Source organism: Carboxylicivirga mesophila, assembly GCF_018271975.1.
Classification (GTDB): Bacteria; Bacteroidota; Bacteroidia; order Bacteroidales; family Marinilabiliaceae; genus Carboxylicivirga; species Carboxylicivirga mesophila.
In genome coordinates this window covers 258,387-279,886 of record NZ_JAGUCN010000001.1, presented here as the reverse complement: position 1 = coordinate 279,886, position 21,500 = coordinate 258,387, and the positions used below count along the sequence as shown (strand labels likewise).

Here is a 21,500-nt window from a genome sequence, read left to right as displayed (position 1 = left end):
GGCATTATCAGATTTATTAAACACAAGCAAAGTTTCGGTCTCGAATTGTAAAAACAACAGATCATGACAACAGGTAACGAATTTTTCCCTGGCATTGGAAAAATTGCCTACGAAGGCAGAGATTCTAAAAATCCAATGGCATTCAGATGGTATAATCCGGAGCAGGTAATTGCCGGCAAAACAATGAAAGAACACTTGCGCTTTGCTATTGCCTACTGGCACACATTCTGCGGCGATGGTGGCGACCCATTTGGTCCGGGCACACAGGTTTTCCCGTGGGACAAAGGCAGTAGCGCTATAGATAGAGCGAAATACCGATTGGATGCGGCTTTTGAATTCTTCACAAAGATTGGTGCGCCTTTCTATTGCTTCCACGATGTAGATGTAGTGGGCGATGGCACTGTGTTTGAAATCGAAGAACGTTTGGGCAAAATCATCCCAATCGCTCAGCAGTACCAGAAAGAAACAGGCGTAAACCTGCTATGGGGAACGGCCAATGTATTCTCTAATCCCCGTTATATGAATGGCGCGTCAACCAATCCGGACTTTACAGCGCTGGCACATGCAGGCACACAGGTGAAAAACGCATTGGATGCAACCATCGCCTTAGGCGGTCAGAACTATGTATTCTGGGGTGGTCGAGAAGGCTACATGTCATTGCTTAACACCAATATGAAAGCCGAAAAAGAGCACATGGCCCAGTTCTTGACCATGGCACGCGATTACGCACGTAAAAATGGCTTCACAGGCAACTTCTTTATCGAACCTAAACCCATGGAGCCCACCAAGCACCAGTACGATGTGGATGCCGAAACGGTGATTGGCTTCCTGCGTCACTACAACCTGGACAAGGACTTTAAACTGAATATTGAAGTCAACCACGCTACTTTGGCCCAACACTCTTTTGAGCACGAACTGCAATGCGCCGCCGACGCCGATATGTTAGGATCCATTGATGCCAACAAAGGCGATTACCAAAACGGCTGGGACACCGATGAATTCCCAACCAGCATACCTGAAACTGTGCAGGCCATGCTGGTGATCCTGCAAGCTGGTGGCTTCCAGGGTGGAGGTATTAACTTCGATGCCAAAACGCGTCGTAACTCTACCGATCTGGAAGATATCTTTATCGCCCATGTATCGGGTATGGATACATTTGCCCGCGCCCTGGTAATTGCCGATGACATATTGAACAACAGTGATTACCAGAAGCAAAAAGCCGAGCGCTATGCCTCTTTCGACAGCGGTAAGGGTGCTGAATTTGTTGCCGGCAAGCTAACAATGGAAGACCTGCGTGCCTATGCCAAAGAAGTGGGTGAACCAGCCATGATTAGCGGTAAGCAAGAGCGCTACGAGCAGTTAATTAACATGTATATTTAGTCTGTAGTTGTAGCCAGTAGACAGTCGTGAGGTAGAAAAGGTATAGTAAGATGTTAGTAGTGAGATAAGCTTTGTGAAAGAATATCAGCCTCGACACTTGCATCTTACTACTCGACACTTCCCCAAAATACCACTGACTACTGACTAAACACTACTAACTAAGTATTTAAATCCGGTTTTATGGAAAATCAACAAAACATCGGCTATATCATGCTGCTAACACTGGTTGCCACTTTAGGTGGTTTACTGTTTGGCTATGATACAGCTGTTATATCCGGGGCCGAAAAATCCATCCAGGCCTTTTTAATTCATGGACTTAATTTAAGCTCGTTTGCGCATGGCGCTACCGTTTCGAGCGCACTTATCGGCTGCATCATTGGCGGGGCAATATCGGGCCTGTTAGCATCACGACTGGGCCGTAAAAAATCACTGATGGTAGCTGCAATGCTATTCTTCATCTCTGCCTTAGGTTCTGGTCAGCCCGAATTCCTGTTCTTCGAAAAGGGAAAAGCAACCATGGGCTTACTATACATGTTTAATTTCTACCGGGTAATTGGCGGTATTGGCGTGGGACTGGCATCTGCCATTAGCCCCATGTACATCAGCGAGATTGCACCGGCGCACATTCGTGGTCGTTTGATTTCCTTTAACCAGTTTGCCATCATCTTTGGTATGCTGGTGGTATACTTTGTCAACTGGTCCATCGCCAAGGGGCAAAGCATCGAATGGATCAATAGCATCGGCTGGCGCTACATGTTTATGTCGGAAGCCATTCCGGCCGGCTTGTTCGGCATTCTGCTGCTGTTTGTGCCCGAAACACCTCGCTATCTGGCCATGCAAGGCCACCAGGAAGAGGCATTGACTATTCTGAAGCGCATTAACGGCCGGGATGCCGCCAAACGTATCCTGAACGACATACAGAGCACCATTGACAAAGCTGTCAGCTCATCCAAGGTAATGGCCTATGGCAAGAAGGTGATTATCATCGGGATCTTATTATCCGTTTTTCAGCAGTTTGTGGGCATTAACGTGGCCCTGTATTATGCACCACGCATCTTTGAAAGCATGGGTGCGGCCAAAGATGCTTCTATGCTGCAAACCATTGTAATGGGCTTAGTAAATGTCATTTTCACGGTAATAGCCATTCTTACGGTGGATAAATGGGGTCGCAAGCCACTGTTAATAACTGGTTCGGTGGGTATGGCCATTGGCATGATGGCCATTGGAACTTTATCTTTCCTGGAGGTGATTGGTATCAGTACACTGGTATTCATCATCGTCTATACCGCCTCATTTATGATGAGCTGGGGCCCCATCTGCTGGGTGCTGATTGGTGAAATTTTCCCTAACAAAATCCGTGGCAAAGCCATTGCCATAGCTGTAGCAGCACAATGGGCAGCCAACTATTTTATTTCATCTACCTATCCGGCCATGATGGAGTTCAGCGGCGGCATGACTTACATGTTCTATGGTATTATGAGTATACTATCAGCCATTTTTGTTTGGAAGATGGTGCCCGAAACAAAAGGCAAATCATTGGAGGAGATGGAAGAAGTGATTGAGAAACTGTAGGAGCACACCAAAGCTCCAGAACATAAATAAGCAGCTGTCGTTCTCACCCTTACGGCAGCTGCTTTTATATACATACATCATCCCTGATTGGTGCGACAAGTTTTTTTAATGCTCATCAAATTAGCGCATTCCTTTTTTATCTTTAAGGCATGTTGATTACTTTTACTCCATACTCAGAAAAAAATTAACATGAACTGCCCACGTTGCCAGCAAATACTATCTACCAGAACCATTAATGATTACAATGCCTCTGTTGAAGTAGATAACTGCTCCGATTGCGGAGGCCTATGGTTCGATAAGGATGAATTGGCGCAGATTGATACGATCATTGAACCCCGGCTGCTTGAGATCAGGCACCTGCCCAGCGAAGCCGAACAGCTGAAAAGCCTCCATTGCCCATCGTGTAACAACTCACCCCGGCTCGAAAAAGGCGTTCACCCGCGCGACCGTAAAGTCATATTCGACTACTGTCCCTACTGCAACGGTATTTGGCTCGATAAAGGTGAGCTTGAAGCTATTCAGCAGGAAAACTGGCTGCTAACCATCAGCAAATTCGTCAGGCGACTTACTTGACGCCTCTAAAACCATGCATTAGAGGCTTGCAAAGTGGTCCATTACGAACGCGGATAGCTAATAGTTGATATTTAGCCATCAGCAACAAAAAATATTGGAGTTAAAAGTTAGTGCCAAAAAATCGGCATAGCCTATATCTTTTAATCATTATCTAATATCGTCGAATGATAAAAGTTGAAAAACGTGGAGCCTGGTAACATTATAGAGTCACCGTCACACCACGTTTATTATCAATCTGATTACGTTTTAACACTTACAAATCTTCTGAAATAAATTAGTAAGAATATTATCTCAGGATTTACTCTTCTATAACAATCCTAAACCCAACATTATATACTTTTTGCCAGCTCTTAAAAGCCTTTCGGCGCGAAGAAGATGCTTTCTCGGGCCGGTCTCTCCAGGAACCTCCGCGAGCTACTTTATCGGTATGCAATGTTCCAGCATTGCGTCCGTCATCCTCTTTATAGGGATATGGCGCATAATCTGTACGCGTCCATTCAGCTACATTTCCAATCATATCATATAATCCCCATGGATTGGCTTCGTATTGGCCTACTTCTGCTCCAAGCATGTTGCCATCGTCCACCGTTTTAGAACGAGGTATAAAATCAAAGTAAGGTCTCAGGTGGTGCTTTTCAGACATAGGCTTTGGGTCCACACCTATAACGGCCATATGCGCCAATTGCTTATCAGCTAAATTGGCATAGGGCGAAAAGTCGGTATTACTATCACCAAACCAGAAATCTTCTTCACTACCAGCCCGGGCCGCCCATTCCCATTGTGCTTCAGTTGGCAAACTAACCTGCATACCTAACTGCTCGCTTAGTTTATCACAGAAAGCCATGGCCTCTTCCCAGCTAATACGAATAACTGGTTGATTCGGCATATTAGCCGGATATCCCGGATTAACATGATCTTTCCAGAATTGTGCAATATAACGACTATCATGCTCTGGCACCACTGCTGTATATTGTTCATTGGTTACTTCAAACACACCCATCCAAAATGCCTTTTTGACCTTAACCTTTGAGCGGGGATATTCATCGATGTCTCCATTTTCTGAGCCCATTACAAATGAACCTGATGGTATACGCACCATTTTCATAGTAACACCCGGCGCTAGTTCTATTTCTTTTACGGTATCACCATCATTGTTTTGACTTCTGCTGGCTAATTCGGATGAGAAGGGCCAATTTCGCGACTTTATTTTTTGATGCTTAACTGACTCTTCGACTGGAGGTATAACTATTTCTACTTCACCTTTCGCTGCTAATGTTTCAATGTAAGCATGTAACTCACCTTTCCAGTCTACTTTTACATTGTTGTACTTCTCCATTAATTCCTGACGGCGATCCACCTGATTATAGCCACAGTATTCATTGGCATTAAACACACCATTATACGGGGCATTACAGTCAATCCATCTATATAAGGTCCGCCATTCATCATCACTCAGTTCAACATTGTGATGCCCCTTCTTAAGCATTTGCACCAAATCACTTGTATTAGCGTGATACTCCATTGGCTTCATCACATAAATATCTGCTTCAGGCCCTTGTCTATTGATATAAGGATGAAATGCCAGGTAGCTTTTACCAAACTTTGTCACTTTTTCAGGTGAGTTATCTTTGAAATCAGGTAAATGATTCTTTCCATCATGACAAGCGACGCATCGCTTGTTAAGGATTGGTTGAATCTCATGTTCAAAAGTAATTGCTCTCACCCCATCAACCGGAGGAGTCAGCTTACGAGGTTGCATTTTTGAGGCAATAGTAAATTTTGGTTTTGCAATGGTATATTGGTTCTCGTGGCAACCCACACAAGACACCACCTCTCCTGGCATACCCGTGAGCCAGCTACGCATCAATTGAACTGCTGCTCCGTCAGCATCTAATGGCTGAATAGTAATTGGCATATTGGCTGGCACTTTAAAAATGACCGAACCATCTTCCTCAACTGGCACAGTACCTAATACACGCTTTATATCCCATCCACTTTGTATGCCATGCTCCATATGGCCTGATGGCGATTTGATATAGGCAAATTCATAGGCAATAATACGCAACTCTTTAATGGTTCCACGCGGCACACCTTTGGTCCCTGCTCCTTCATAAATATCCTGTATATAAATGGTCGATTCAGTATCTTCCAGGTTCACCTTTTCTGGTATAACCGGTGGTGTTGTTTGTTTCTGTACCGGAGTAGCCTCTGTAATACCTTCTCCTTCAAACTGAACAATCGGTGTAACATTATCGAAAATATCCACCAGGTATAAACCCCACAATGACTCAGGAGACATTTTGGCGGTTACTAAAAAGTACTCATTGCTTAAAGCACGTGGTTTGAGAAACTGAGGCCAAACACCATCTACCAGGCGATCTTTAATTTCAGGTACAACATATTTGTTGCGGTAGGGTATTTCCTGCACAACTCCTTTCTCTTCCTGGCGACCTTTTTTCGGATCAAATAATACCAGTCGGCCAGAACGTGCGATACCATGGTGACCCGACACTACGGCTATGAACTGAGTATTGTCTTTACCTGGCAGCGGCTGCGCATCAAACATACTGTTTGGCCAATAGGAACCACTTCCATATAGTTCCTTTTTATTGGTACCATCCGGATTCATGTGCATCATTATACGCGAAAAGTAGTGGGTGTTATCGGTATACTCCCAACGCAAATACATAACACGACCGTTGTTCATTACAATGGGATCCCAATCGTTATCCTGTCCAAAGTTTAAGCGACGTAAATCATGTGTTTTGGGATCATACAGGCAAATATTACCTACAATATCATTTCCGCTCACACAAGGTACTCCGTGATATCCAATATTGGATACGGCCAATATTTTACCATTTGGCAAATATGTTCCGTCGAAGAAGTTCAAATCTTTCTCTTCACTCTGTGTTAACTGGTGTAATCCTGTGCCATCCGTTTTAACTTCAAACAGCTGCCAGGTATCATTATCTCCGACTGTTGTAAACAGCAATCGATCGGCATTCCAGTGCAATTGCAAATCGCTTACTGGTGCTCCATTATCTGGTTTATAAATTGTTTTGCTTTGTATTTGTCCTCGCAGATTGCTCAACTCTGTAATTTCACAGTTGAACCCATTCTTTCGCTGAGAGTTATGCCCCGACCAGTTATTACTTTGCGTTCCGATACCCGGTCCCATCTCTTTTCGGGCATTATTGTTTAGCTTATGACGAACAACAAGGATTCTATCCATATCCAAAAGTGGGTTGGCCAGTAAAATCTCTCTCCTGGCTGACAGAATCTTCTCAGCATCAACAAAAGCTTGCTGATCTTCCGTGTATATTCCTTTTTGAACCAGGGGCAGCAAATGACTAATTTCCTCTAGCATAGACGTATAACGGGTCGCATCGAAATTGGCATCTTGCTTCATATTTTCAACCGCCAATTGAATCGACTCCGGCTTGACCCATTCAAGCTCTTTTTGCAAAGAATACACATTTAACACTCGCTTAAAAAGCTGCAGGCAGGCTTCTATCTTTTTGTCTTTCACCAAAGCATTCACGCTCCTCATCTCCTTCTGAAAATGAGCTGGTTCTTCCAGGTTGGCAATGAGGTTTTTCAAAGCCTCCTCTTCTACCTTACCATCATATGAAGTAAGCCAGATATCAGGTTCGGTGCTGGCATGACTTAAAAAGTAACGCATTTCCTCAGGAAAATCCTGAGACAAACGATTAGCTATACCAGAAGTGGAAATATTCTGTACTTTAAAAATGACTGATGACGATTTATTTCCCAGCTTTTCAATCCCTACCTCTGCCTCAAATCGTTCATATTGACCATCCAATTGAACAATCAACTCCCCATTGCCGTGGGTGTAAATACCTCGATCATATTGTTTCCCCGTAATAATAATTGGCTTATGTTGTTTGTTCTGATTTCGGGTAGGATGACCAAATTGGGCGTATTCTTTCTTAAGCTTCATTTCATCAAGCCAAACAGTTTCACCCGACGTGGTAATCAGTTTGGCATTTACCCAGGCACTATGATCATTTCGTGTTCCATCCTTGGTTCCCCAAGTAATTAAACCCAACTGTTTTAACTGCGAAACATCTAATGATATTTTTCTTGGCTGCTCACCCTTTCTGACAACATCAGTGGAAAATGGCAAATTATGCTCGCTAAAAGCCTGCTGCACCCTGGCCTTTGTTTGCAGAACAGTACTGGCCCAGTTATCTGCACGCATATAAACCTTATCAGCTGTTTGAGACCACCCGCCTTGAAATGCAATTATGAGTCCCAGAATAGCTACAATTTGTTTTAATGTAAATTTCTTTTTCATTATTCAATTTTTTCTTGTGCAACAAACACTCTATTAGCTTTAGGTCTGCAGGCAGATTCAACGCAGATATGTTAAATGCCAGTGCGGATCAATGGTTGAAATAAGTCCTAAATTATCTTTATCCTCCAGTTTCCAGATAACATTTGCATCCGAATCAATCTCAACAACCAAAGCTGTTGGCTGACTATTACGGGCATGACCTCCCCAGTTACAAATAATGGTATGCCCATTCTCAAGTCTGATTGCCTCGGCCACATATTGCAAGGCAACGCTATCGATATCATATTCATTTACCTCCCAAATCACTTCACTGGTTTGTGGGTTAATTTCGACTAAACGATGTGCATCTCCCAAAGAAACCAGCCAATTATTACTTGGCAGTACAACTAATGAAAATGGAACGCCGCCAACTTTAACGACCTGTAGTAAAAGACCATCCTCATTATATTCATGCACCTCACCCTTACTTAATATTGGGACTAAATATGTTCCTTTTTCTGTTTTACGAATTCTTCTAAACTGTGAATGAGGCTTCTTAATCCCTGTATTCAACACCAGCTCCTTCAGTTTGTCACCTTGTGGTGTAAACTCCATTATTTTAGCCGGACAACCACATTGCCCCAGGAGGTAGTTGCCTTCCTTAGTTACAGATGCTGATTGCAGCTCAGTTCCTTCTGGCGCCAAATATTCCCACACTACTTCATGCCTGGCGGTAATCACCTTGGCTCCAGTTCGGTGTGCATACAGGATATTTCCATTTGCTAATTCTGTTACTTCATTGCACTCCTGATCCTGTTCAAGCTTATGCCGCCAAAGAATATGACCATTTTTATCAGTCTTTACGATTTCATCCCAGCCTGAACCGGCCATAAGCATCGTTGGTGTATCGTTATGACACCCCATGACTAAGGCTGCCAAAATCAACAAGGTTATCCTCCACGATATTGGTATTCCATTCATATTATTAGCAAATAGCATTTAGCAAAACTCCTGCGATTCCAGTTCAGTCGCTTTTTTCCTCAATTAATAGCAACAGGGAGAGGCTGATACATCAGCTTCCCGGCCTGTTCCATTTTCACCCCTTAGGGCTATACATTACCAAGTATATCAGTAAATGACACGCTGGGATTTGTAAATCTTAAGCCATTTCCGTCATGATAATTAGCATACTCTGACACAATAGCTCCTTCTGCACCAGCCATCATAAAGTGAGGCGCTTCAGCTCTGTTCAAGGTATTAATGCCATTACATTTTAATTCAACAACGTTATTTACTGTGATAAATTCCTTCTGGCTCACTGGTGTAGGTGGGTTGTTAGGCGTTTCATCACCCTCACCAAATGTAAAGATTGATCCCTGGCGTACATGCCAGGATTCCATCTTAGCCGGATGCTCGGTTTCTAAATGTTGATGCTCAACAATCATTTGGCCTGGCAATAAAAAGATCTCGTGCGCAAAGTAGCCATGTTTTGCATCGTTGTACCAAAATACACCCGCCATACCGACATTTTCAAAATCCCCGAGGCCAAAATCTGTAATGAACATGTTTGTCAATAAGAACTCATCTAACGGATAATTGTAATGCGCAAACATTTCCTTGTACGCCTGAAGTGCTTTATCTGCACTTAATTGTCCATTGACATAGTAATCATCATTTGTATATCTCTTCACCATCTTTGTGCATGTTTTTTCACATTCTTTCTCTTTTACAGCAGTGCTTGCACATGAGTTGCTGACACTTGCTGCAACCACTCCTACTGAGCCTAAGGCCGTCATTTTAAGGGCATCTCTCCTTTTCATGTCATTAGTTTTATTGTTATTCTCTTTTTTCTATTATTAACCGTTACACTACCGATAGCGAGAAAACTGATTCTATTTCAACCAATAGCTCATCCCTACATATATCGGCCAATAAGTAGCTAACATTGGCGGCAGCATTGTATTGGGAACACACCTCTCTAATCTCTTCAAAATCCTCTTCATGCTTGATATACACCCTTAACATTTCCAGACACCTTACACCTGAAACTGGAGTTACTGTATTATCCGTCGACACCAGATGACTGATATTTTCGAGTGTTAGTTGCGTTTGCCTGGCAGCATTACCTACACCAAGACTACTCTCTCCTCTTATGGCTGCCGTGCCAGAGACATAAACTATTGCCTTATTGGTATTTCCAATATATTTAGCCCGTTCAAACTTGGGCGTGGTTTTAATTCCTCTATTCTGGTCTTCTGCTCCAATTAAAACTCCCTGCGTGTAGGCATGGGCATCAATCTGTAGAGGGTTGGTTAATGGAAGATCCTGATCAACCCCTGAAACAGCGAGACAATCGACCACTATACCACCTGCCATCATACCAATACCAGTTGCTGCCGGAAATCCATTGGGCCAATCTGTCATTTCATAAAACGAAGTGCGTTCATCGTTAAATAACTGGTAGCGTTGTGACTCACCATCCAAATCAGTAATGCGCTCAATATAGTTCCATTGTCTCACAATAGAATTTATAGGCATTCCCTCACATTCAAGAATGCTTTTGATTGTGTGAAAGATCTGCTTGGCTTGTTGTCTTACACTCAAATGCAAAGGTGCGGATACACCAGATAAGTGCAGTTCACAATACTCCTCCTTAATGACTTTTGCATAAGATATACCATGATATTTTTTAAAGATAAGTTGGGTATTTAAGCAACAAGGTACCTGTATTACTTCAAGTACCATTTCTGAATCCAGTGGTTTTTGCGCAATAAAACTAATAGATGGTTGATTGTTTCCGAATCGTTCAGCAGCAGTAGCTAATAGTCGCCTTTTATCATCTACATATCCTTCGTTCCCGTCAGGATTCCAGAAAACAGCTATGCGCAGAATACCCTCACCAGATCTTAACTGTTTAATACAGTCATTAAACATATCAACAACATTGGAACTAATGGTTGACGTTACGATATGATAGTCAGCTTTAAACATCTAATATTTAAGTTTTAGTCTAAAGTGATTTAACATACTCAATTAAATCCTCTATCTCTTTCTTCTTTAGTCTTTGCCCTTCCAAACCGTGTTTAAAATCCTTTATCAAGGTTTCTATACTCTCTGCACGACCATCAAAAAGATAAGGAGCCGTTCGCCACACTTCCTTGAGTGTAGGTGTATCCCACCCCTTTTCAAATTCAATAGTGCCAATTTTGTGCATCTGCATATCAGTATATAGCGTTCCGCTGTGACAATAATTACAGCTAGCTTTCTGAAATACTTGTTTACCCCGTTTTGCCTTTTCACTTAATCTTCCCTGCACAAGATACGGACTTGGCAATGGCCTAAGTGAATTTAGGTAAGCATCAACAGCCTTGGCATCTTCCTCACTTATCTCGGCAAATTGAATATGCCTAAAACCAGCTCTAACAGCCGTTTCAGCATCAGGCCTGATACCCGTAATCATAGATGGTGCAGTTTGATGAGCATAAAGTAAACTTTTACAGTTCTTTGAATTCCCTATTCCATCATTCAAAAGATCCCAATTCATTCCATCAGTTCGAGCATCACCCGGATGACAGCCATTGCATGATTGCCAGCCTTGAAAACAGTGTGAGGCATCATTGAAGATTCGTTCACCTTTTCTTTCAATGGTTTCTTTCAAATCAGGATTAAGGGCATGCGCATAAATCTGCTGACTAACCAGGTCTATAACATTAAGCGTATCTGAAAAATAGGTTGGTACAATTGCCTGAACACCATCTAACAATAATGAACGTGGCCCATTACCAACAACTTTTAGCCGATACCGTATATCCGTGAAAAACCGCAAATCGTATGAGAGTTCTTCCTTTTTATCTGTTTGTTCAAACTTGTTAATAAATGCCGCATAGTCTATTACACTGATATCATGTGTTCCAGAGTGACTGATAAGCATTTTATCAGCATTGCACGTTACATCCCAGATTCCGGCAGCACCATACTCGGGTTCGTCTAACAGCACTGTGCCCAAATAAGATTGTGAGGCCGTATGTATGATACTTAATCCACTGGTGTTCATCCATCCTTGTTGCAGTTGTGAGGTAGGCACCTGAAAACGTCCTAAATTATGCGTGATAAAAACATACCTGCCATCTGAAGAAATACAAATACCTCTCAACGCATTACTCCCATTTGCCAAAGCAATGTCTTTAACACGTTTCATTGTTTTAGTATCTACAACCGATACTTTGGCAGTTACCACCTCAACATCTGCCCGTTGAGCAGGTAGAAAATTAGTAACGTATAAGTATTTCCCATCATGGCTCAAAGCTGCCCCTGCAGGTTCTCTTAACAAAGAGACATTCCGTTTTACCTTATTGGAAATCAGATCTATCTCCAACAATGAATTATTGTACTGACAACAAACATACAGCTTAACTCCATCATGGCTTAATACCGGACTAGTTGCACCCATTGGAACATTTATCTCAATGATCTTTTCCTTAGATAAAATATCAATAACAGTAACTAAACCTGATGCAAAGGAACTGGTAACATAGGCACGTCCATCTTTAACCACCACTCCTGTTGGTTCATCATGAAAAAACCATTGGTGAATCATTTGATAATCTTTTCCTGATACTAGATCAAGCCTTTTGGCTGTTTTCTGCAGTAAAAAAAGATATTCTCCCGTTTCATCGCTTGCTACATCAGTTGTTGATAAAGGAGCATTAACTACATGTTGTCCTAACAGGTAGTGGCAGTTTCCAACGATGCATAATAAAACAATAGTAAGTGTCGCTATTTGAGCAGTTTTCATAGTGCATTCAATTAACCAGGATTAATTATCGAATCCCCATAAACGCGAGATTGTTAAGCCTGCTTCTTTCAATATTCTTCCAGTCTTATCGAAATCTTCATGCGGTAATCTTGCAGAAGGGGCTGTCACCCAAAGTGCCGCAATAGGGTAGCCATACTGATTAAAGATTGGTGCACCTACACAATGAACACCATCTAATTCTTCAGCATGATCAAAGCTATACCCACAGCTTCGCACCTGCTCTAACTCCCTCAAATAGTCACTCTTTGTAGTTATAGTATTGTTGTTAAATTTTTCAAAACCCATCCGTGCTATAATAACCTCTTGCTCACTTGTTGGCATAAAAGCAATAATCGCTTTGCCTGGTGCAGAAGCATGTAGATTGAAGCGCTTGCCAATCTTCAACATAAAGGTAAAAGGATGAAGCCCGAGTACCTGTTCCAGTAGAACGCCCTGCTGATCTGCCAAAGAACCTAATAATACCGTTTCCTTTAACTCGTCTCTTATCTGGCGCATTACCGGCAAACTATTTTCAACTAAACTTGATTCTGAAAGAGTTGATAAACCAATATGAAGAAATTTTTTGGATAGAATAAAACGCGAAGGCTGCTCACATTTTATTAAATATTTTCGGTCAACTAACGTTTGTGTTATGCGGAAAAGTGAACTTTTAGGAAAACCTAATTTATCTTGCAATTCAGCCAAAGTAAGTCCATGCGAGTACTCCATTAACAATTCAATAATGGTCAATGCACGCTCTAAGTTAGGAACAGAGTAGTTCTTTTCATCATCCTTTGAATTCTGAAGTTTCATATATGAATCTTTGTTTTATTTATGAAATGCAGCGTCAAAAATAAAAAAGAAAATCAAATAAAAAATCAAAGAACATTTCTTTTTACTGGCACAAACGATAATTACGCATTCCATTAGCCATTATTGCATTACTCATACAAACCCAACACCATATGGCTAAAAGCATTTCTATAGCATCTTGTCTATCTGCAATCAACATCAGTAAATTCATCAGGCGACTGACCTAATCTGTATCCTTTTATTAAAACACTGAAGCTTGATATAAACAGGTTTTTATATGAAATTTGTTGTCCCAATACTTATCATCATGACAGTGACCAAACAACAAATTGACGATTTTTTAAAAGCACAAAGCATTGCCATTGCAGGAGTCAGCACCGATGAACGGAAATTCGGTCGCAAGGTATTCGATGAACTGGTTAACAGTGGCTATCAGGTGCTACCCATCAATCCGAACACGAACAACATTAACGGGCACCTTTGCTACCCCTCTGTTAAAGAGCTGCCGGATCATACCGAAAGCTTACTCATTATCACACCCAAAAACGAAACAGACAAGGTATTAAAGGATGCCATCAATAAAGGCATTAAAAACATATGGGTACAGCAGTTTTCAAATACCGAAAATACCATTGCCATTGCCGAAGAATACCAGCAGGAAATCATCCACTCTAAATGCATTTTTATGTTTGCCGAACCGGTTAAAGGCTTTCACAAGTTCCATAAGCAGCTGTTAAAGGTATTTGGCCGCTTACCAAATTAATGTTCATTCACTTTTTTGAGTAACGGACTATTCACTCTGACAAAATCCTCCTGACACCTGATAACATTATATATTTCAATGACAAAGGAGCCACGTCGGATTTGATTTGGTTGGGCGATTTGTTTACATTCGACCCCATCAAACCTTACATCATATGTATCGAACTCTTTTAGTCTTATTTACCTTAAGCCTGCTAACGGCAGATTTGCAGGCTCAGGAAGTCCCTTATCATATTAGCAACAAAGCTGTTTATGACTTTGTGGATGAACTGGCCAACAAGGGTATCATAGATATTAATTCGGCTATCAAGCCCTATTCGCGCATGACTATTGCCAAAGCCCTTCAGCAAGCCAATGGTCACTCCTCACTCACTAAACGCCAGCAACAGGAACTAGCGTTTTACTTAAAGGACTTTAATAAGGAACTGACGACAGGCAAAGACTTTGATAAACGTTTTGATGTGCTTTACCACAGCGATTCTCTCTTCAAAGTAACAGTTAACCCTATTATTGGCGGACAGTTCTTCAATAACGGAGATAAAACAGTTTACCACCGCTGGGGTGGTGCCGAGTTTTATGGCTCCATTGGTAAGCATCTGGCGGTGTATGGCAGCCTGCGCGATAATCATGAATCGCAGTACCTGGGCGGACCACGCTACATTTCGCAGCGCGACGGAGTCGTTTACAAAGGTAAACACGATGCCCGCGATTATTCCGAAACACGGGGTGGCATTGTTTATAGCTGGAACTGGGGCAGCATTGGCCTGCACAAAGATCATATTCAATGGGGCCATGGCTACAACCAACATTCCCAACTAATTAACTCAGCCCTTGCTCCTTCTTATGGGTATATATCCTTTAGCCTGAAACCTGCCAAATGGATTGATTTTCATTATTACCATGGCTGGCTGGTGAGCGAGGTACTTGACTCAACGCGTACCTACGGTGTTTATAATGGCGAACGCCAGGTATTTGCCAACAAATTTATCGCCTCCAATATGTTTACCATTCGCCCATGGCAGAAACTAAACATCTCATTTGGTAACTCGGTGATTTATGGAGATGTTGATTTCAACCCAACTTTTCTGGTACCGTTTCTCTTCTACAAATCAGCTGACCACACCTATAACTCGTGGGACAATTGGGTAGGCCACAATGCACAGATGTATTTTGATATTAGCAGCCGGCAAATCAAAAACCTGCACCTCTACACCACCCTGTTTATTGATGAAATATGGCTGGCCAACATGTTTAATAAAGACCAGATGACCAATGACTTTGGCATTAAGGTAGGGTTCAGAGCCACCGACCTGCTGCCCAACACATCGGTTACAGCAGAGTACACCAGAATACGTCCTTTAGTCTATGAACACTTTGTGCCAACTACCACCTATAAAAGTAACAAGTACGTTATGGGCCACTACCTGCGTGACAATGCTGAGGAAGTCTATTTCGAATTGGGCTATAAACCCATCCGTGGCCTCGATATCAGAGCCAGCTATACCTGGTTTAGAAAAGGGAAGGACTACCAGAAAATATTTGATAATGGCGAAGCTGAAGAACACCCTGAAATTAATACCGATGAGCGGGAAATTCGCCTGGGACTGCCTTTCATAAACGAGGTGCGCTACAAAAACCAAAGCATCTCGTTTAAAGCCTCTTACCAGGTTATCAACGATGGCTTTATTTTCGTTGAAGCAACTAAAAACAGCTTTGGCGGGCCTGACATGGAGCTATACACCAACCCCTATTACCGGAATGGTGATAACATCCTGTCCTTTGGTATGAACTTTGGATTCTGATATTTTTCTTAAATTAACAGCTCAAATGATAATCAATTAACAATATTAACAGTCAGAAACTGACGCATTAAACCCTTATAACCAACCTACTGGATTTTAAAATAAGTAACTATGTTAAAAGAACTTCTCGCCAGGGATAAAAAGCTATCAGTAATAGGCCTGGGATACGTTGGCCTGCCAATCGCTTTAGAATTTGCCCGCAAAATGTCGGTCATTGGTTTCGATATTAAAGAAGACCGTGTTGAACTGATGCGCCAAGGTATAGACCCAAGTAACGAACTGGAAGCTGAGGCTTTTAATGGCTGTGATATTACTTACACAAGCAATGCAGCGGATTTAAAAGAGGCCAGTTTCCATGTGGTGGCTGTTCCAACGCCTATCAACAACCACAACCTGCCTGATCTGACACCCTTGCTGAGTGCAACACGTGCAGTTGGCAAAGCACTTAAGAAAGGTGACTATGTGGTATTCGAATCGACTGTATATCCGGGCTGTACCGAAGATGACTGTGTACCGATCCTGGAAGAAGAATCAGGCCTAAAACTCAATGTTGATTTTAAGGTGGGCTTTAGCCCCGAGCGTATTAATCCGGGCGACAAAGAACACACGCTGACAAAAATTTTAAAAATCGTATCAGGTAGCGATGATGAGTCGGCCCGTGTGATAGAAGAAGTTTATGCTTCAATAATCACAGCAGGTATTCATAAAGCCAGCTCAATAAAAGTGGCTGAAGCTGCCAAAATTATTGAAAACACACAGCGTGATGTGAACATTGCCCTGATGAATGAACTGTCGCTCATCTTTGATCGCATGGATATTAATACCTTTGAAGTGCTTGAAGCAGCAGGCACCAAATGGAATTTCCTGCGTTTCTTCCCAGGTTTGGTAGGTGGTCACTGCATTGGTGTAGATCCTTACTACCTCACCTACAAGGCCAACGAATTGGGCTACCATTCAAAAATTATTACCGGCGGCCGCTTTATCAACGACTCCATGGGTAGTTATGTGGCCAAAACAGTGGTTAAGAAAATGATATCGAACGGCAACAAGATAAATGGTGCCAAAGTGTTGATTATGGGGGCTACCTTCAAAGAAAACGTGAGTGACATACGTAACTCGAAAGTGGCCGATGTGGTGAATGAACTAAAATCATTCAGCATACAGGTTGATGTGGTTGACCCGCATGCCTCGTCGGATGAGCTCATGCACGAATATGGCTATGGCTTAATTGATAAGGTTACAGAAAAGTACAATGCGGTTATTGTTGCAGTAAACCATGATGAATACGTCAAGCTAGATGAAGACTATTTCAAATCCATTATGGTTAATGAAGGTGTTTTTGTTGATGTGAAGGGCATTTATCGCAATAAGATAAAAGGGCTTAGCTACTGGAGTTTGTAGCGGGCTGACAAAGCAAAACAAAAAAAACGGTGTATCTACAAATTTGTTGATACACCGTTTATTCGTTCTGTAAACCTTACCTGGTCTACCTGGTCACTTTCATCATTACTTATTAAATTCATAACTATACTCCTTATTTCCTGAAGTTAATGAAACCATATAAGCACCTGAAGGAAGATTAGTCAAATCAAACATTCCAGAATAGGTACTCTCCGTTGGCAGATTTGAGTTATAAATCTCAGTTCCAAATCTATCACCAATAGTAATACTTAATGCTTCTTCATTGAAGTTCATATGACTAACATACAGCTTGTCATTGGCTACTCTGAAGAACGCTTTCAGCATTTCACTATCGTCACTTGCACCATTTACTTTCACCAGCGAATGATTTTCAATGGTAAATTTCTCCGATGACTTTTCCTTTTTACTGGTTAACTCAATCGTATACTCTCCATCTGCTAACGATTTTAAATCAAAAAGCTTCTGGAAAGACTCTGCACCACTAATTCGGGAACTGGCATAAAGCTCTTCACCTGATTTGTTGAAAATTTTCACCCGATAATTATCTGCCACATCAAAACGAGCTGTGATAACAGCGTAATCTGTTTTCAAGTAAGAGCTGATAAAAATCTTTCCTTTTCCGAATGCACCTGTGGATAATAACGCCAATACGGCGATTGGCAAAATCCTCCTTAATACGTTTACTTTTTTCATAGTAAAAACAATTTAAATAGTTAATAATTTATTTCGACCCCTTTTAATAATAGGGTACGATGCAAAAGTAGATGGTTTTTTTGAAACTGCATGTAAAAATTAAGGGGTATTTTTGTTAAAAAAGCATAAAGTCAGATTTTCGCCATGGTTTTAAGGGGGTCAAATTATTTTTTTATGCTTTTTGGAGAGTTAATAGTCATTTTTTAGGGGGTTCATGTTATATTTTTCGATTTTTGAGCTAATTCTTTAACAAAACCCGGCTATAAAATACCCATAGGTCGTTTTTTGAAAATTTACATTCTTTCCAAAAACTCCTTAAATAATCTATAAAAAGCCTTTGTTCATTAACAAACTGTTAAAAACATATAATAATACTGTATTTGAATTACAGTTTCAATGCGCAAGCCATCCATTAAGTAATGATTTATTACTTTCTCTTCACCCTCATTATTGTAAAAGTTAAGCAGTATTATATTCGTTTAGCGTAAAAACATTTGGTATTTTTATCTGACACATACCTGCTAATGATTGTGCAGTTTAGCAGCAATGGCGCAGATGTATTCGACAACTGCTTATAACAGGAACTGTTTAAACACATATATATGTACCATAAAGACTATATAATGCGCATGATGGAAATGCTTTCAGAAATGATTGCCTTATTGCTTGGACTAATTAAAAAGGGTGATTTTAAGGTGGCAGCCAAACACCTCGAAAAAGCATATCTTGACTTTCTGAAGAAGGATGCAGCCTTTTTTCATGCTATCCCATTGGAGGAGTTAACCAACAAGCTTCTTTCGGAACATCATTATACCAACGACCATTTGAAAGTACTTTCAGAATTGTTTTATGCTGAAGGCGAATTACAGATAGCTGACAATAAACCGCAGGCAGCACTCGTACACTTTGAAAAAGCCATGCGCTTATTTGAATTTACAGAACAAGAGAACGCCACCTTCTCTTTAGCCAACCAAAGACGCCACCAGGCACTTGCAGAACGCATTGAATCAATAAAAAAATTGCCAACCCGATAATCAGGCTGGCAATTTCCATCTTAAATATTTCTTACTTAGTTTAGAAGGTAAATGCTATCTCCAGTTCAAATTGGTTCATTTCCAATTCGATGGTTTGATTCGGCACCATATTGCCCTGCATTGCCTGCTCAGGATCAAAGTCGAAAGGATTATAGCCTTTAACCGATGCCGGCAAAGCATATACCATGGCCAGGTGTAGTGCACGGCCCGATTCTCCAAAAGCTTTTGAACATCCTAGCGATATATGGTTTTCGATGACACCAGGAGCCAGCATATTAAAAATAACTTCAGATTCTGGAATTGGCTGATCGTTATGCGAGAATCCTCCTCTGAATACCCAGCTATTACCTTTATCATACTCAAGTCCCAGTTTGTATACATTAATATCCTGCCAGCCAAAACCGGAGCCATTATCGGCACCAAGTGGCACATGGTTTGGATTTGGGGTGAAACTACCATCCGGATTCATGAATGCTGGTGGCAAGGCCATCGGATCAATGGGATTTGCTATAGATGCCACTCCAGAGTAGTTTATTCGCTTATAGTCGAACATGGCTGTTAACTTTTCATTTATCTGATAGGCAAGACCAATAGTAAAGTTCTCTGGGATATCAAAATCGCCCTGCTCAGCGAATAAACCAGCATATTCATCAAAGGTACTCATGTTGATTTTCGGCTGATAACTTGCTCCAACCGACAATGCATCGGTAAGTTGGCCCAAATACCCAATCTTTAATCCTACGCCGAATGAGTTGTCATGGCCATTTCCTGTCAGTTTCTCCGGGTTACTTGACATACCAAATTCACCAAACATACCTAATCCATTTGCCTCAAAATACTGATAGGTACCCAAAACAGTCAGACCCAAACTGTGCTTTTCAGACAGCTTACGTGAATACGTAAGCCCCAGAAACATTTGTGCCAGGTCAACGCCAGTTGTTGAAGATGATTGATCACCAAAAGTCATCGTTGGATAGTTCGTGTTCATACCGCCATTACCAAACAGCACGGCAGATAAACTACTCTTATCGTTTAACATCCAATTAGCACCAATATTGGGCACAACAAATAATTTAGAGTCACTCTCTACTGTTCCTGGCATCAAGCCCATTGTACCCGGCATCATTGATGGATTACCGCTAACGGTATATTGCCTGTTTGGATTAAAAAAACCAACACCTAACTGGTACTGTTTACCTAAGAACACATGCGCTGCAGGGTTTCCGTTTATCAGGGAGTTTTTATACCAGGCAATACCTGCCCCGGCGAGCCCTTTATTTTGAGCCCCATAGCCAACGCCAAAATAACCATCGGTGGCATAAGTTAGTGAAGGCATCAACAGCCCAACCAACATCGTTAAAACATAGATTCTTTTCATAAATGTGGATTTTAGTACTTTAAATACATTAATGTATATATTTTAATGTATAAATATAGAAATAATTCTATATTTAGATTCTTAGAATTATTCTAAACTACCACCCCTCATTCTGAAACATTTATAGATTTGAGCTGTAGGCAATCAAACGGGATTTAGGCATGCATGATTTTTTTTAAACATCTATCACCTAAGCTAAATCAAAAGGAATGATTAATAATTGATGTGTTCCCCGGCTTTTCAACTTATGGTCGGATAAGCTAAACTTTGGCACTCCTCTTTTTTTGCTATTTTTGATTGTGAATATGTTTACCGAGCCAATGCTAAATAAGAAACAAATTACAGAGATAGAAGAATGGGCCCAATTAAAACTATCAGAGTGTGATGCCGGTCATGACTGGTGGCACATTAAACGCGTTCAGAATAATGCCCGCCTAATTCATCAGCAAGAAGGTGGTGATTGGAACATTATTCTGCTGGCAGTTATCCTGCACGACTTGGCCGACACCAAATTCTTTGATGAGATTGAGGCTTTAATGCTAATTGAAGATAAACTGAATGATTATCAAATAACGGAATCAAGCATTCAGCATGTATTGGCGATTATTCAGAATATCTCCTTCTCCAAGCAATGGAATGACAATCCTTTTCATTCGCTTGAATTAGAAATTGTACAAGACGCCGACCGGCTTGATGCTATCGGCGCCATTGGGGTGGCCCGCGCCTTTAGTTATGGCGGGCATAAAGGACGTGACTTCTACAATCCAGCAATTGCTCCTCAGCAATTCAAAGACACTGAGGAGTACCGCAAAAGCAACAGCCCAACCATTAATCATTTTTACGAAAAATTACTGTTGCTTAAGGATAAGATGAATACTTCAACAGGTAAGACCCTGGCCGACGACCGGCATCAGTTTATGGAACTATACCTGAAACAGTTTTTTAAAGAATGGGGCGATGACCTCTAGTTCAAACG

General features: G+C 41.4%; 16 protein-coding genes. 8 read left to right on the top strand and 8 right to left on the bottom strand.

The window, feature by feature from the left end; all coding sequences use genetic code 11:
- Positions 1-63: 63 nt before the first annotated feature.
- The 3 genes from xylA (at position 64) to KEM09_RS01175 (ending at position 3,525) form a co-directional block, all read left to right on the top strand.
- The gene (gene xylA / locus KEM09_RS01185; protein ID WP_212224107.1) at positions 64-1,380 is read left to right on the top strand and encodes a xylose isomerase; all 1,317 of its coding nucleotides are present in this window, start codon (positions 64-66) and stop codon (positions 1,378-1,380) included.
- Positions 1,381-1,560: 180 nt separating this feature from the next.
- The gene (xylE, locus tag KEM09_RS01180; RefSeq protein WP_212224105.1) at positions 1,561-2,952 is read left to right on the top strand and encodes a D-xylose transporter XylE; all 1,392 of its coding nucleotides are present in this window, start codon (positions 1,561-1,563) and stop codon (positions 2,950-2,952) included.
- Positions 2,953-3,141: 189 nt separating this feature from the next.
- Entirely contained in the window at positions 3,142-3,525 is a 384-nt protein-coding gene (locus KEM09_RS01175; RefSeq protein ID WP_212224103.1) for a TFIIB-type zinc ribbon-containing protein, read from the top strand.
- A 298-nt stretch (positions 3,526-3,823) separates the two neighbouring features.
- Here KEM09_RS01175 and KEM09_RS01170 read toward each other — a convergent pair whose 3' ends face one another.
- The 6 genes from KEM09_RS01170 to KEM09_RS01145 form a co-directional block, all read right to left on the bottom strand.
- On the bottom strand, positions 3,824-7,846 hold the full coding sequence (locus KEM09_RS01170; RefSeq protein ID WP_212224101.1) for an SUMF1/EgtB/PvdO family nonheme iron enzyme: 4,023 nt from the start codon (positions 7,844-7,846) through the stop codon (positions 3,824-3,826).
- 57 nt (positions 7,847-7,903) lie between these two features.
- Complete coding sequence (locus KEM09_RS01165; protein ID WP_212224093.1) at positions 7,904-8,806, bottom strand: beta-propeller domain-containing protein; 903 nt, start codon at positions 8,804-8,806, stop codon at positions 7,904-7,906.
- Positions 8,807-8,934: 128 nt separating this feature from the next.
- Complete coding sequence (locus KEM09_RS01160; protein WP_212224091.1) at positions 8,935-9,645, bottom strand: cupin domain-containing protein; 711 nt, start codon at positions 9,643-9,645, stop codon at positions 8,935-8,937.
- Between the two features lie 43 nt (positions 9,646-9,688).
- The gene (locus KEM09_RS01155; RefSeq protein ID WP_212224089.1) at positions 9,689-10,816 is read right to left on the bottom strand and encodes a chorismate transformation FkbO/Hyg5 family protein; all 1,128 of its coding nucleotides are present in this window, start codon (positions 10,814-10,816) and stop codon (positions 9,689-9,691) included.
- 19 nt (positions 10,817-10,835) lie between these two features.
- Positions 10,836-12,620 (bottom strand): YncE family protein, encoded by a 1,785-nt coding sequence (locus KEM09_RS01150; RefSeq protein WP_212224080.1) that lies wholly within the window; start codon positions 12,618-12,620, stop codon positions 10,836-10,838.
- Positions 12,621-12,641: 21 nt separating this feature from the next.
- Positions 12,642-13,433 (bottom strand): IclR family transcriptional regulator, encoded by a 792-nt coding sequence (locus tag KEM09_RS01145; RefSeq protein WP_212224078.1) that lies wholly within the window; start codon positions 13,431-13,433, stop codon positions 12,642-12,644.
- Positions 13,434-13,710: 277 nt separating this feature from the next.
- Here KEM09_RS01145 and KEM09_RS01140 point away from each other — a divergent pair, with 277 nt between their 5' ends.
- The 3 genes from KEM09_RS01140 (at position 13,711) to KEM09_RS01130 (ending at position 17,398) form a co-directional block, all read left to right on the top strand.
- A complete protein-coding gene (locus KEM09_RS01140) occupies positions 13,711-14,196 on the top strand; it encodes a CoA-binding protein (protein ID WP_212224076.1) in 486 nt (161 codons plus the stop codon).
- Between the two features lie 154 nt (positions 14,197-14,350).
- The gene (locus tag KEM09_RS01135) at positions 14,351-15,997 is read left to right on the top strand and encodes a hypothetical protein (protein WP_212224074.1); all 1,647 of its coding nucleotides are present in this window, start codon (positions 14,351-14,353) and stop codon (positions 15,995-15,997) included.
- Positions 15,998-16,108: 111 nt separating this feature from the next.
- Positions 16,109-17,398: a nucleotide sugar dehydrogenase gene (locus KEM09_RS01130; RefSeq protein WP_212224072.1), complete on the top strand. Its 1,290-nt coding sequence runs from the start codon at positions 16,109-16,111 to the stop codon at positions 17,396-17,398.
- 105 nt (positions 17,399-17,503) lie between these two features.
- Here the strand turns inward: KEM09_RS01130 and KEM09_RS01125 are convergent, their stop codons facing one another.
- Positions 17,504-18,112, bottom strand: a complete 609-nt coding sequence (locus KEM09_RS01125; protein ID WP_212224063.1) for a T9SS type A sorting domain-containing protein — start codon at positions 18,110-18,112, stop codon at positions 17,504-17,506.
- 602 nt (positions 18,113-18,714) lie between these two features.
- Here KEM09_RS01125 and KEM09_RS01120 point away from each other — a divergent pair.
- The gene (locus KEM09_RS01120) at positions 18,715-19,146 is read left to right on the top strand and encodes a hypothetical protein (RefSeq protein WP_212224055.1); all 432 of its coding nucleotides are present in this window, start codon (positions 18,715-18,717) and stop codon (positions 19,144-19,146) included.
- A 40-nt stretch (positions 19,147-19,186) separates the two neighbouring features.
- On the opposite strand, the gene KEM09_RS01115 is transcribed toward KEM09_RS01120, so the two are convergent.
- A complete protein-coding gene (locus KEM09_RS01115) occupies positions 19,187-20,524 on the bottom strand; it encodes an OmpP1/FadL family transporter (RefSeq protein WP_212224047.1) in 1,338 nt (445 codons plus the stop codon).
- Between the two features lie 320 nt (positions 20,525-20,844).
- Here KEM09_RS01115 and KEM09_RS01110 point away from each other — a divergent pair, with 320 nt between their 5' ends.
- Positions 20,845-21,492 (top strand): HD domain-containing protein, encoded by a 648-nt coding sequence (locus KEM09_RS01110; protein ID WP_212224038.1) that lies wholly within the window; start codon positions 20,845-20,847, stop codon positions 21,490-21,492.
- The last annotated feature ends 8 nt before the right edge of the window (positions 21,493-21,500 follow it).